A 13515-nucleotide genomic window follows, 5' to 3' on the forward strand; every position below is an offset into this window, starting at 1 on the left:
CAGACGGGCCGGAAGTGCCCGCTCAGGTACGATCCAGCCCGTCCGGCCACCCCCGTCACGGATACCGGGGCCGCCGCACCCGCCGTACCTCCCGTGCCGTACTGCTCGGCACGGAGATCACTCCGTGCCGCTGGCGCCACACCTGACGCGTCACCCACACGTCGAGGACGCCCCACGTCGTCGCCACGGTGCCCACCACCGCGGCGACCAGCACCGGGAAGGCCAGCCACGACCCGGCGAGGGTCAGCAGCACCGCCGCCATGGCGATCGTCGTCGTCAGCGCGACGAGGAGCACGGCGCGCACCGCCGCCGCGCGGACCGGATCGGGCATCCGCGGCCGGTGGACCGGTTCCTCGGTCCACAGCGGCGCGCGCGCCCGTGAGCGTCCGTCCGGCCGTCTGCCCGGCCCTCCGTCGCGAACCCTGCTCATGGCGGCTCACCTCCCCCAGTGGCTGCCCCCGCTCGGGGCTTATCCCGCAGGAACGTCAAAAATAACCCGAGCCGGAGACCGCGTGCCGGGGCGCGGGCGCCGGGGCGCGCGAAAGCCCTCTTCAGCGCGGTGGCGCGGGCCCGCGCGCGGGCGGGTCGGCCGGCCGGGGACCGCCCCGGACGAGGGCGACTTCCGGCCGGTCCGGCTTGATCGCCCGGTTGGTCCCGCACCGCCCCCGGGCGCGGAGCGGACCGCCCACCCCCGGAAGAAGTCCCCCGATCACGGGAGATGTCAGGACGACACGGCCAACCCCCCTTCCCCAGCCGGTCGTACAGCCCTTCGAGGCGTAATCCCCGCAGTAGTAGGCTCACGCCGCATCACTGTCGGAGCACCACCCCCGTCGCGCCGCGGGGTGCAGTGGGGGAGGCCATGCGCTTTCGCGGGAAATCGATCCGCCGGAAGATCGTGGCACTGTTGCTGGTGCCACTGGTGTCCCTGACCGTCCTGTGGGTGTTCGCCACCGTGATCACCGGGATGGAGGCGGACCGCCTGCTCTCCGCCGCCGAGGTCACCCGCGGCATCGGCCACCCGGCCGAGGACGTGGTCGACGCCCTCCAGAAGGAACGCCGCCAGGCCCTCGTCGTCCTCGCCACCCCCCGCTCCCACGACGCCGGCGCCGTCCGCGCCCGGGCCGCCGCCCTCGCCGGGCTCCGCGCCCGCCAGCGCGCCACCGACAAGGCCGCCGCCCGCCTCCGCTCCGGCGCCTCCGGCGACGTGCGCGACGACATGAGCTCCACCGCCGCGGACTGGTTCCGCGCCATGGAACGCCGCCTCGCCGGCCTCGGCGCCCTGCGCGCCAAGGTCGCCGGCGGCACCGTCACCCGCGACGGCGCCTTCCACGCCTACAACGAGGTCGTCGACCCCCACCTGGACTTCCTCAGCCTCCTCGGCTCCGTCCAGGACGCCGGCCTCGAACAGCAGCGCCGCGCCCTCGTGGGCCTCACCCACGCCCGCGAGTCCCTCTCCCGCGAGGACGCCCTCCTCGCCGCGGCGCTCACCGCCCGCACCGTCACCGCCCGCGAACTGCGCCTGCTCGCCGACCGCATGGCCGAACGCAGGATCCTCTACGCGACCAACCTCCCCGTCCTGCCCGCCCGGGACCAGAAGACCTTCGACGACTACTGGCGGGGCACCAGCGCCCGCACCCTGAAGAGCACCGAGGAGGCGGCCGTCTCCGCCGGGCCCGCCAAGGCCCTTCGCACCGTCGACGGAAAGCGCTGGGAAGCCACGGCCGGTACCGTCCTCGACGACCTCGCCCGCCTCGGCCGCGACGCGCAGGAACGCCACGAGGACCGGCTGGAACCCGTCGCCACCTGGGTCCTCACCAAGGCCGCCGTCGCCGGCGTGCTCGGCCTCGCCGCCCTCGTCTGCTCCGTCGTCGTCTCCTGGCGCGTCGGCCGCGGCCTCGTCAGGGACCTGCGGCACCTGCGCCGCGAGGCCCACGAGGTCTCCGGCGTCCGCCTGCCCGCCGTCCTGCGCCGCCTCGCCGCAGGCGAACAGGTCGACGTCGAGACCGAGGCACCGCGCCTGGAGTACCCGACCGACGAACTCGGCCAGGTCGGCCGGGCCCTCAACTCCCTCCAGCGGGCCGCCGTCGAAGCCGCCGTGAAACAGGCCGAAATGCGCCGGGGCGTCTCCGACGTCTTCGTCAACATCGCGCGCCGCTCCCAGGTCCTGCTGCACCGTCAGCTCGCGCTGCTCGACACCATGGAGCGCCGCACGGAGGACGCCGACGAACTCGCCGACCTCTTCCGCCTCGACCACCTCACCACGCGCATGCGCCGGCACGCCGAGGGCCTGGTGATCCTCTCCGGCGCCACCCCCTCCCGCCAGTGGCGCAAGCCCGTCCAGTTGATGGACGTCGTCCGCGCCGCCGTCTCCGAGGTGGAGGCCTACGAACGGATCGAGCTGCGCCGGCTGCCACCACTGGCCGTCCAGGGGCCCGCCGTCGGCGACCTGACCCACCTGCTGGCGGAACTCCTGGAGAACGCCACCGTCTACTCCCCACCGCACACCGCCGTCCAGGTCGTCGGCGAGCGGGTGCCCAACGGCTTCACCCTCGAAATCCACGACCGCGGCCTCGGCATGAGCGCCGACGCCCTCCTGGAGGCCAACCTCGGCCTCGCGGAGGCGCCCGAGTTCGACCTCTCCGACACCGACCGGCTCGGCCTGTTCGTCGTCAGCCGGCTCGCCCGCCGCCAAGGCGTCCGCGTCTCGCTCCAGCCCTCGCCCTACGGCGGCACCACGGCCGTCGTCCTCATCCCCGCCGCGCTCATCGACGAGACGCCCCCGAAGGGCGCCGCCCCCGGCAAACCGGTCCGGCAGGCCGCCCGTCCGGTCGGACCGGTCGAGCTGGAACCGCCGCTCTCCCCCCTTGAAAAACGTGGCTCGGAGGACCCACTGGGCGCGGACGACCCGATCGGCCCACGCGGCCCTCGCCTCCCGGCCGACGCGCGCGGCGCGCGCCAGGAGCCCTGGAAGTCCCGGATCCCGCCGGACGCCCGGGCCCACGCCCGTCCCGCGGACGACCCCGCCGCCCGCCATCACCCGTCCGCGGCCCCCGCGCCCGGCCCGCGCGGCGCCGGCCGGGGCCCCGCTCGTCCCGCCGACGAGCCCGCCGCCCGTCACACCACGGCCCCCGCGCCGGGCCCGCGCGGCACCGACCGCGGCCCGGGCCGGCGTCCGGGCTCCGGCACGCACGGCGCCCCGGCCGGGCTCGGGACGGCGGGCCCTGCCGGCTCGACGACGGCGGGCCCCGCGACAGCCGGTCCCGGGGCGGCCGGTCCCAGAACGGCCGGTTCCGGAACGGACGGTCCCGGGGCGGCCGGTCCCGCGAAGAACGGCCCCGAGACGGACGACGGCCTGCCCCGCCGCCCCCGGCCGCCCGTCCTCGTCTCCGACCACGGCCGCCCGGTCGGCGACCCACAGGACCGCCCCGCCCGCCCGGACCACGGGGACCGCCCCGACCACCGGGACCGCCCGCACCGGCGGGACGGCGCGTACCGGCGGGACGGCTCGGACGACCCGGACCACCCGTACGCCCCCGACCGCCCGTACCTCTCGGACCTTCCCGACCTCCTGGACGAGCCCACCCCGCCCACCGGCCTGCCCCGCCGCGTCCGGCAGGCCGGTCTCGCGCCCCTGGCCAGGGAGTCCCTCCGGGCCGCCACCGAGCCGGACGACCACGAGACCGCGCACGACCCCGACCGCGACCCCGACCGCGATCCGGACGAGGTCCGCGCCCGGATGACCTCCCTGCAACGGGGTTGGCAACGCGGCCGGGCCGGCGCCCCGCCCCCCACCGAGCACGACAGCACAGGAACCATCAACGAAAGGGACGGTCGATGACCGCCATACGCAACGCGTCGGCAGACACCGCCGCGGCACAGCCCGCGGGAAACGGCAAGCTCAACTGGCTCCTCGACGACCTCGTCGAGCGCGTCGGCACCATCCGCAAGGCCCTCGTCCTCTCCGGTGACGGCCTCGCCGTCGGCTCCTCCGCCGGCCTCGGCCGCGAGGACGGCGAACACCTCGCCGCCGTCGCCTCCGGCTTCCACAGCCTCGCCAAGGGCGTGGGCCGCCGCTTCGACGCGGGACAGGTGCGCCAGACCGTCGTCGAACTCGACGACGCGTTCCTCTTCGTCACCGCCGCCGGGCAGGGCAGCGCCCTCGCCGTCCTCGCCGAAGCGGACTCCGACATCGGCCTGGTCGCCTACGAGATGACCCTGCTCGTCAAGCGCGTCGGCGCCCACCTGGCCAGCGCCCCGCGCACCGGCGAGGCCGCCGGCGGATGACCGGACCGAGGGCCGGAGACGGCGGGACCCCTGACACGGCCGGAGAGCCACAGCACTGGTACGACGACGCGGCGGGCCCGGTGGTCCGCCCGTACGCCATGACCCGTGGCCGCACCCGGGGCGCCGGGGAGCACCGGCTCGACCGCACGGCGTTCGTCGTCACCGTGCGGCCGCCCGACGGCACCGACGACCGGCTCGGCCCCGAACACCTCCGCATCGCGGAACTGACGGCCGAGGACCCCCGCTCCGTCGCCGAACTCACCGACCGCCTCGGCCTCCCCTCCGTCGTCGTCCGCGTCCTCGTCGGCGACCTCTTCGAAGCCGGCATCGTCCGCGTCGACCGGCCGATCCCCCCGGCGGAACCACCCGACGAGAGCATCCTCCGCCTGGTCATCAACGGCCTGCGGACGCTGTGAGGCGGGCGCGCGGGGCGTGCGAGGCGCGCGGTCGCGGTGCGGGGGAGGCCCGGGGCCGGACTCCCGCCGCCGGCCGGCTCGGGGCGACAGCCCCCGGACGCGCCGGAACGCCGGCCGGGTCCGGCCAAGTCCGGGTACTCGGCCCGCAGACGGCGGGGTACCCGCGGCGGGCCGGGCAGGGGCACGCCCGGCCCTGGCCGGCGCGCCGCCGGTCGGCGGCCGGGGCCCGACCGGTGGGCAGGGCTCGACCGGCGGCCAGGGCTCGACCGGTGGGCGGCCGGGCACTCGCGGAAGCTCCGGGCATCCGGTCACGAGGTGGCGCGGTCGCCCGTGACGGTTGCGCGGAGGACCGGGCGATCTCGCGCGGCATGTGTTGCCGGCACCTTCCGCGCGGACGGGAGCCCGCCTCGCTCAAACCCCTCGTACCCGCACCGGAAACCCCACCTCCGCCGCCCCCTCCCGCTCCACCGCCACCACCCCGTCCCGCCACCGGGTCGTGAACCGCACCACCTCGGCACCCTCCTCGTCGGCGTCGACGACCAGCACCCCACCCCCTGTCCGCCCCACCGCCGGAGCCCACACCTCCAGTTCCACCCCGCCGTCCGCACCCGCCACCGGAACCACCGCCCCCGCCCGCGCCAGCACCGGGATCCGGTGCAGGGGCGCGTCGAGGAGCACCTGGCCAGGCCCCTCGTGCGCCCGGCCCGTCGCCGTGTCGTACCACCGCCCGCGCGGCAGCCGCACCGCCCGCCGATCGGACCCCGGCTCCAGCACCGGGGCCACCAGGAGCGCGTCCCCCAGCAGGAACGCGTCCTCGCAGTCGCGCAGCGCCCGGTCCTCCGGCGCACGCCACCACACCGGACGGACGTACGGCGCGCCCGTCAGCCGCGCCAGATGGGCCAGCGTCACGAAGTACGGCAGCAACCGCACCCGCTCCCGCAGCGCCGCCCCCGCGTGCTCCAGCACCTCGGGACCGAACTCCCACGGCTCCCGGCGCCCAGCCGAGATCGCCGCGTGGGTGCGGAACAGCGGAAGATAGGCGCCCAGTTGGAACCACCGCAGGTACAGCTCCGGCGACGGCGACCCCGTGAACCCGCCCACATCGGGCCCCGAGTACGGCACCCCGCACAGCCCCAGCCCCAGCACCAGCGACAACGACGCCCGCAACCCCGGCCACCCCGTCGTCACATCACCCGACCACGTCCCCCCGTACCGCTGCATCCCCGCCCAGCCCGACCGCGAGAACAGGAAGGGCCGCTCGTCCGGCCGCAGCGCGCGCAGCGCCTCGTATCCCGCCCGGGCCATGCCCAGGGCGTACACGTTGTGCGCCTCGCGGTGGTCGCCGCCCCGGCCCTCCAGCGCGTGCCGCGCCGACCGCGGCAGTGTGTGCTCGCCGAACGCCGCGAACGCCGCCGGCTCGTTCATGTCGTGCCAGAACCCGGAGAACCCCTCCGCCAGCCGCTCCGCGTACAGCCCGCCCCACCACCGGCGCGCCTCGGGATCGGTGAAATCCGGGAACACCGACGTACCGGCCCACACCTCGCCGCGCACCGGCCGCCCCCGCCCGTCCCGGACGTACGCGCCGGCCGCCGCCCCCGCGTCATACACCTCCCAGCCCGGCTCGGCCTTCACCCCCGGGTCCACGATGGACACCAGCCGGATGCCCTCCTTGAGGAGCTCGGTGGCCAGCCCGGGCAGATCGGGGAACCGCTCCCGGTCCACGGTGAACACCCGGTGCCCCCGGTAGTGGTCGATGTCCAGGTGCACGGCGGACAGCGGCAGGCCGCGCTCCCGGTACCCGGCCACCACCCGCCGCACCTCCGCCTCGCTGCCGAACCCCCACCGCGCGTGGTGGTACCCCAACGCCCAGGCGGGCGGCACCGCCGCGGCGCCGGTCAGCCCCGCCCAGCCGCGCAGCACCCGGGCGGGAGCGCCCGCGATCACCCAGTAGCGCAGCGGCCCCCCGGACATCCGCACCTCGCAGCGGCCCGGCCGGTCGTGCCCCGAACCGGCCCCCTCCTCGCCCTCCCACACCAGCACCCGCCCGTCCCAGGAGTTGTCATGGAACACCAGGTGCGTGCCCGCGTCCGCCACCACCAACTGCACCGGCATGGTGACGTACAGCGGATCGTCCCCCGGCTCGAACGAGCCCCCCGGGTCGGTGTTCCACAGTCGGTACGCGCCCTCCCGCAGCCGCGGCCCCGACGACCGGCCGCCCAGCCCGAAGAAACGGGCGTCCGCCGGCACCTCCGACCGCTGCGTCCACCGCGGGCTCCCCGCCGCCCCCTCCGATTCGGTTGTCCCCTCCGATCCCGCCGCCCGCTCCGCTCCCGCCGGGTCCACCGGATCCCACCAGCGCGGCGGCTGGTCGCGCCGCAGCAGCACCCCGCCCGGCGTCCGCACCTCCACCGCCCCGTGCCGCGACACCACCACCAGCACCCGCTCCGACACCACCCGCCAGCCACCGTCCGTGTCCGGCTCCAGCACCGCCCGCTCGTCCGCCTCGGGCACCGGACCCGCCAGGGCGTACGACGGCCCGGGCTCCGCACCGTCCCACCCGCAGAACACCGCGCCCCCGGCCGCCACCCGCACCCGCAGCGACGACCGGGCGAACCGCACCACCCCGCCACCCGGCTCCGGGACGGCCCCGCACGCCGGCCCCGGCACCCGCGCCCGCTCGGCCACCGGCCCGTACGCCCCCTCGGCGTCCACCCGCCGCCGCCACCACGCGGCCCGCACCGACCGCACCACCCGCGCCGCCCCCACCGTCCTGAACGACGTCACCCACTTGACCGACCGTCCCAGGTCATGCGCATCCATGGCCCTCACCCTGCCACCGACCCCCCACCCGACGGAGCGGGTTCGCCACCCGTTCACCCAGCGGTGACCACCGGCCTCCCGGCCGCCGCCGCACGACACCCCTGGTGCGGAAGACGATCACATGGCATCGTCCTCGTCAGCCGCGCGCGCCGGCCCACACCCAGGGGACGCCCACCGCACGGCGGCCACGCCCACGACGCGTACAGCCGGGAGCAGCCACGATGACCACCGCACCGCACCACGCCGACCAGCCGACGCCCCTCTGGCGGCCGGACGCAGAACGCGTCGCCCGTGCCCAGGTCACCCGCTTCCACGCCCGCGCCGCCGAACGGCACGGCGCCCCCGCGCCCACCCCCGGCGACCCCGAGGCGAGCTACGCCGCGCTCCACCGCTGGTCCGTCGCGGCACCCGAGCCCTTCTGGCAGGCCGTCGCCGAGTGGTGTGACGTCCGCTTCTCGCACCCGTACGAGCGGGTGCTCGCCGACGCGTCCATGCCCGGCGCCGTCTGGTTCCCCGGCGCCACCCTCAACTACGCCGAGCACGCCCTGCGCACCGCGGAGGACCCGGCCCGCGCCGGCGAACCGGCCCTGCTGCACACCGACGAGACCCTCGAACCGCGCCCCGTCACCTGGGCCGAACTCCGCGCCGAGGTCGGTTCCCTGGCCGCCGAACTCCGCCGCCTCGGCGTCCGCCCCGGCGACCGGATCAGCGGCTACCTGCCCAACATCCCCGAGGCCGTCGTCGCCTTCCTCGCCACCGCCGCCGTCGGCGCCGTCTGGACCTCCTGCGCGCCCGACTTCGGCGCCCGCAGCGTCCTCGACCGCTTCCAGCAGGTCGAACCCGTCGTCCTGTTCACCGTCGACGGCTACCACTACGGCGGCAAACGCCACGAACGCGCCGACACCGTCGCCGAACTCCGCGCCGGACTGCCCACCCTGCGCGCCGTCGTCCACATCCCGCTGCTCGGCACCCCGGCGCCCGAGGGCGCCCTGGAGTGGGACGACCTGACCTCGGGCGACGTGGAGCCGGCCTTCGAGCAGGTGCCCTTCGACCACCCGCTGTGGGTCCTTTACTCCTCCGGCACCACCGGCCTCCCCAAGGCCATCGTCCAGTCCCAGGGCGGCATCCTCCTCGAACACCTCAAACAGCTCTCCCTCCACTGCGACCTCGGCCCCGGCGACCGCTTCTTCTGGTACACCTCCACCGGCTGGATGATGTGGAACTTCCTCGTCTCCGGCCTCCTCGTCGGCGCCACCGTCGTCCTTTACGACGGCAGCCCCGGCCACCCCGACACCGCCGCCCAGTGGCGGGTCGCCGAACGCACCGGCGCCACCCTCTTCGGCACCTCCGCCGCCTACGTGATGGCCTGCCGCAAGGCCGGTCTCCACCCCGGCCGCGACCTGGACCTCTCCCGCGTCCGCTGCGTCGCCACCACCGGCTCCCCGCTGCCGCCCGACGGCTTCCGCTGGATCCACGACGCGGTCGCCGAGGACCTGTGGATCGCCTCCGTCAGCGGCGGCACCGACGTGTGCAGTTGCTTCGCCGGAGCCGTCCCCACCCTCCCCGTGTACATCGGCGAACTCCAGGCCCCCTGCCTCGCCACCGACCTTCAGGCGTGGGACGAACAGGGCAAGCCCGTCGTCGACGAGGTCGGCGAACTGGTCGTCACCGCACCCCTGCCGTCCATGCCCCTCCGCTTCTGGAACGACCCCGACGGCCGGCGCTACCGCGAGAGCTACTTCGAGACCTTCCCCGGCGTCTGGCGGCACGGCGACTGGATCACCCTCACCTCCCGAGGCACCGTCGTCGTCCACGGCCGCTCCGACTCCACCCTCAACCGGCAGGGCGTCCGGATGGGCTCCGCCGACATCTACGAGGCCGTCGAGCGGCTCCCCGAGATCAAGGAGTCCCTGGTCATCGGCGTCGAGGAACCCGACGGCGGCTACTGGATGCCCCTCTTCGTGCACCTCGCCCCCGGCGCCACCCTGGACGATGCCCTCCTCGACCGCATCAAACGCACCATCCGCGAACAGCTCTCCCCGCGACACGTCCCCGACGAGGTCATAGCGGTCGAGGCCATCCCCCACACCCTCACCGGCAAGCGCATCGAGGTCCCCGTCAAACGCCTCCTCCAGGGCACCCCGCTCGCCCGCGCCGTCAACGCCGGCTCCGTCGACAACCCCGACCTGCTCCCGTTCTACGCGGACCTCGGCCGGCGCCGCCGCCACGGCTGACCTCATCGCCGCTCACCCCCCGGTGCGTTGTCAGTGCCCTCGATTACTCTGAGTGAGCATTGATTACCGCACTGAGGGGGAGTGGCAAACATGGCGCACGAGAAAGCGCACCACGCGGCACACACCGACGACGTCCGCACCCGGCGGAGCGCCCGCCGACGCCTGCGCAAGGAGGTCCCCAGCACCGTCGCCGTCCTCGCCGACGAGCGCGACTTCGCCGCCATGCGGCGCTACACCAGCTTCGGCTTCCACGACCATCCGGGCTACCTCCGGCACGTGGACGGCCTGCTGCGCGCCCTGGCCGCCCAGGGCACCTACACCAGCGTCGCCCTGTTCGACCCGGCCGACTACGCCGCCTACTGCGCGGATCTCCGCCTCGACCCGGACAGCGCCACCAGCCGCACCCGCTACACCGCCGAGGTCGCCGCCGCCGGCACCACCGTCGCCTACGACGGACGACCCGTCACCCGGCTCCTCCCCGACCTCATCGACGCGGCCGAACAACAGGCCACCTGGGAGTACGCCACCGAACTGCTCACCGAAGACGACTGCCGGCGCTGCGGCGAGGACACCGGCCGGGCTGCCTTCGCCCGCGCCTCGCTCGCCCTGCGCCGCATCGTCGAGGCACTCGGCCCCGGCGGCCACCACCTCGTGTGCAGCGTCCCCGCCGACGGCGACGCCCCGCTGATCGCCCTCCTGCAGACCGAATGCGGCCCGGACGGCGGACTCCGGCTCGACGAGCCCTCGGCCCTCGTCTTCTGCACCGTCCTGGCCGCAGGCATCGCCACCGACCGCCCCGGCGGCATCGTCGCCCGCACCACCGCCCCCGGCCGGCCGCCCACCGTCCGCGGCTGGACCCTCCGCGCCGGCTGGCCCCGGCCGCTCAACGAGGCCGAGGTCTTCTCCGCCTACTGCACCGACCCCGCCACCGGCGAACCCGTCCCGCCCGAGCACGGCGTGAGGTACGAGGCCGGCATCGAACTGGAGGAGACGACATAGAGGAAGACGACACAAAAGAACGGGAGGGGTGCCTGCCACCCGGCAGACACCCCTCACTCCGCTCACTCCACGGTCACCCGCTTCCGCGGGCGCCGCTCACTCGCCGGACAGCACCGCCTGCGCGGCGAGCCGCGCCTCCTCGGCCGTGTCCGTCGCACGGGCCGCGGCGGCGGCACGCTCGCACTGGGCGAGCGTGTGCTTGGCCAGCGTGGCGCGGACGTAGGGAATCGAGGCCGCGCCCATGGACAGGCTCGTCACGCCGAGACCGGTCAGCACACAGGCGAGCAGCGGATCCGACGCGGCCTCACCGCACACGCCACAGCTCTTGCCCTCGGCCTTGGCCGCCTCGGCGGACAGGGCGATCAGGTCGAGCAGCGCGGGCTGCCACGGGTCCTGGAGCCGGGAGACGGCACCGACCTGACGGTCGGCGGCGAAGGTGTACTGCGCCAGGTCGTTGGTGCCCAGCGACAGGAACTCGACCTCCTGCAGGATCGAGCGCGCCCGCAGCGCGGCGGACGGGATCTCCACCATCGCGCCGAACTTCGCCCGCAGCCCGGCCTTGCGGCAGGCGTCCGCGAACGCCTTGGCGTCCGTGCGGTCGGCCACCATCGGGGCCATCACCTCGAGGTAGACCGGCAGCCCCTCGGCCGCCTTGGCCAGCGCGGTGAGCTGGGTGCGCAGCACCTCGGGGTGGTCGAGCAGCGTCCGCAGACCACGCACGCCCAGCGCCGGGTTGGGCTCGTCCGCCGGGGTGAGGAAGTCCAGCGGCTTGTCCGCGCCCGCGTCCAGCACCCGCACGACGACCCGGCCCTCCGGGAACGCCTCCAGCACCTTGCGGTACGCCTCGACCTGCTTCTCCTCCGACGGCGCCTTCGCGCTGTCGTCCAGGAACAGGAACTCGGTGCGGAACAGGCCGACGCCCTCCGCACCCGCCTCGACCGCCGCCGGCACGTCCGCCGGACCACCGACGTTGGCGAGCAGCGGCACCTTGTGCCCGTCGGACGTGGCGCCCGGACCGGAGGAAGCGGCCAGCGCCGCCTTGCGCTCCTCGGCCGCCTTCGTCAGCTCGGCGCGCTTCTCCTCGCTCGGGTCGACGAAGATCTCGCCGGTGCTGCCGTCCACGGCCACGACCGTGCCCTCGGCCAGCTCACCGGCGCCCGGCAGCGCCACGACCGCGGGCACCCCCAGCGCACGGGCCAGGATGGCGCTGTGGCTGGTCGGCCCGCCCTCCTCGGTCACGAAACCGAGCACCAGCGCCGGGTCGAGCAGCGCGGTGTCGGCGGGCGCCAGGTCCCGGGCGATCAGCACGTACGGCTCGTCGCTGTCCGGCACGCCCGGCATCGGCACGCCCAGCAGGCGGGCGACGATCCGGTTGCGCACGTCGTCCAGGTCGGCGACCCGGCCGGCCAGGTACTCGCCGGCCCCGGCCAGCAGCGCACGGTAGGCGGCGAAGGCGTCGTAGACCGCGCGCTCGGCGGTGCTGCCGACGGCGATGCGCCGCTCGACGTCGGCCATCAGCTCCGGGTCCTGCGCCATCATGGCCTGGGCCTCGAGCACGTGCTGGGCCTCACCGCCGGCGAGGTTGCCCCGGGCGATCAGATCGGCGGCCACAGCCTCCACGGCCTGGCGCGCGCGCCCCTGTTCGCGCGGCGCCTCGTCCGTCGGGATCTGCTTGGCCGGCGGCTCCAGCACCGCCGTGCCCATGTGCCGGACCTCGCCGATCGCCACACCGTGGCTGACGCCGACGCCTCGCAGCGTTGCTTCCATCATGTCCTCTCGAAGGGGACCACCGGCCGCGGCCGGTGGCGGAACGCGTTCCTGTTGCGTTCGGCTGAACCGTTTCCGCCGGTGCCCCGGCGGCTCTGCTACTGCCAGGTGAAGAGCTGGTCGCCGGCCTTGACGTCGCCGTCCTCGCGCAGGTCGCCGAGCACCTCGGCGGTGGCCTCCAGTGCGATCACGGGGGAGACGGGCGACTTGCCCGCCGCCTCGACGGCGGCCGGGTTCCAGCGGATGACGGCCTGGCCGCGCGTCACGTTGTCGCCCTTGTTGACGAGCAGCTCGAAGCCCTCGCCGTTGAGCTGAACGGTGTCGATGCCGAGGTGCGTCAGAACGCCGTGCCCCTCGGAGTCGACGACGACGAACGCGTGGGGGTGCAGCGAGACGATGACACCGTCGACGGGCGAGACGGCCTCGGAGGGCTCACGCACGGGGTCGACGGCGGTACCGGGTCCCACCATCGCGCCGGAGAAGACCGGATCGGGCACTGCCGCGAGTCCGATGACGCGTCCGGCGATCGGGGACGACACGGTGGTCATGGGAAGCCTCCCAGGGGTGGAGATTCATCACGCACCGTCACTACCTGTCCCGGACGGTGCACTGATCAGAGCCTAAGTCATAGGAACTGACGGTTCCGCACGAGCGCGCCCCTCGTCCGTCCAGTGCGCTCCGTAACCGATTTGCCTCCTCCGGCCGGGGGCCTGTACTGTCGGATTCCTGCCCACGACCGGAGCCCGCAGCAAAGCTGACGAGCACGGTACGGGGGCGGCACTCCATTCAGATGTGATCCCCTCTCGGGAACGCTTGTGTCTGTCTGCGTGCATTGAGTTTTCGATGCACACGGAAAAGGCGGGTGGCGAGAGAGACGGAAAACGCCTGATAGAGTGGTGGAACACCGAAGGGAAGCGCCCGGAGGAAAGCCTGAGAGAGTCTCTCGGGTGAGTACAAAGGAAGCGTCCGTTCCTTGAGAACTCAACAGCGTGCCA

The 13515-nt window shown here is 74.8% G+C and carries 9 protein-coding genes; 5 read left to right on the forward strand and 4 right to left on the reverse strand.

Translation table 11 applies throughout. The features are described 5' to 3' along the window. Positions 1–55: 55 nt before the first annotated feature. Entirely contained in the window at positions 56–430 is a 375-nt protein-coding gene (locus tag ACZ6X9_RS19190) for a hypothetical protein (protein WP_469779156.1), read from the reverse strand. 429 nt (positions 431–859) lie between these two features. Between ACZ6X9_RS19190 and ACZ6X9_RS19195 the strand changes: the two genes are divergently transcribed. The 3 genes from ACZ6X9_RS19195 to ACZ6X9_RS19205 are packed head-to-tail and all read left to right on the forward strand — an operon-like array spanning position 860 to position 4700. Beyond that, positions 860–3838, forward strand: a complete 2979-nt coding sequence (locus tag ACZ6X9_RS19195; protein ID WP_469779157.1) for a nitrate- and nitrite sensing domain-containing protein — start codon at positions 860–862, stop codon at positions 3836–3838. Beyond that, a complete protein-coding gene (locus tag ACZ6X9_RS19200) occupies positions 3835–4284 on the forward strand; it encodes a roadblock/LC7 domain-containing protein (protein ID WP_469779158.1) in 450 nt (149 codons plus the stop codon). The genes ACZ6X9_RS19195 and ACZ6X9_RS19200 overlap by 4 nt, the downstream gene beginning before the upstream one ends. After that, positions 4281–4700, forward strand: coding sequence for a DUF742 domain-containing protein (locus ACZ6X9_RS19205; RefSeq protein WP_469779159.1), 420 nt, complete (start codon positions 4281–4283; stop codon positions 4698–4700). Before ACZ6X9_RS19200 ends, ACZ6X9_RS19205 begins: the two co-directional genes overlap by 4 nt. A gap of 411 nt (positions 4701–5111) precedes the next feature. Here the strand turns inward: ACZ6X9_RS19205 and ACZ6X9_RS19210 are convergent, their stop codons facing one another. Continuing rightward, positions 5112–7520, reverse strand: a complete 2409-nt coding sequence (locus tag ACZ6X9_RS19210) for a glycoside hydrolase family 31 protein (protein WP_469779160.1) — start codon at positions 7518–7520, stop codon at positions 5112–5114. 221 nt (positions 7521–7741) lie between these two features. On the opposite strand from ACZ6X9_RS19210, the gene ACZ6X9_RS19215 reads away from it, so the two are divergent. Then, entirely contained in the window at positions 7742–9754 is a 2013-nt protein-coding gene (locus ACZ6X9_RS19215) for an acetoacetate--CoA ligase (protein ID WP_469779161.1), read from the forward strand. 90 nt (positions 9755–9844) lie between these two features. Next, complete coding sequence (locus tag ACZ6X9_RS19220) at positions 9845–10753, forward strand: hypothetical protein (protein ID WP_469779162.1); 909 nt, start codon at positions 9845–9847, stop codon at positions 10751–10753. A gap of 96 nt (positions 10754–10849) precedes the next feature. Here ACZ6X9_RS19220 and ptsP read toward each other — a convergent pair whose 3' ends face one another. Both ptsP and ACZ6X9_RS19230 read right to left on the reverse strand, forming a co-directional pair. Then, complete coding sequence (gene ptsP / locus ACZ6X9_RS19225; protein WP_469779201.1) at positions 10850–12520, reverse strand: phosphoenolpyruvate--protein phosphotransferase; 1671 nt, start codon at positions 12518–12520, stop codon at positions 10850–10852. A 98-nt stretch (positions 12521–12618) separates the two neighbouring features. Next, a complete protein-coding gene (locus ACZ6X9_RS19230; RefSeq protein ID WP_469779163.1) occupies positions 12619–13068 on the reverse strand; it encodes a PTS sugar transporter subunit IIA in 450 nt (149 codons plus the stop codon). Between the last annotated feature and the right edge of the window lie 447 nt (positions 13069–13515).

The sequence above is a fragment of the Streptomyces sp. NPDC052910 genome, assembly GCF_055585605.1.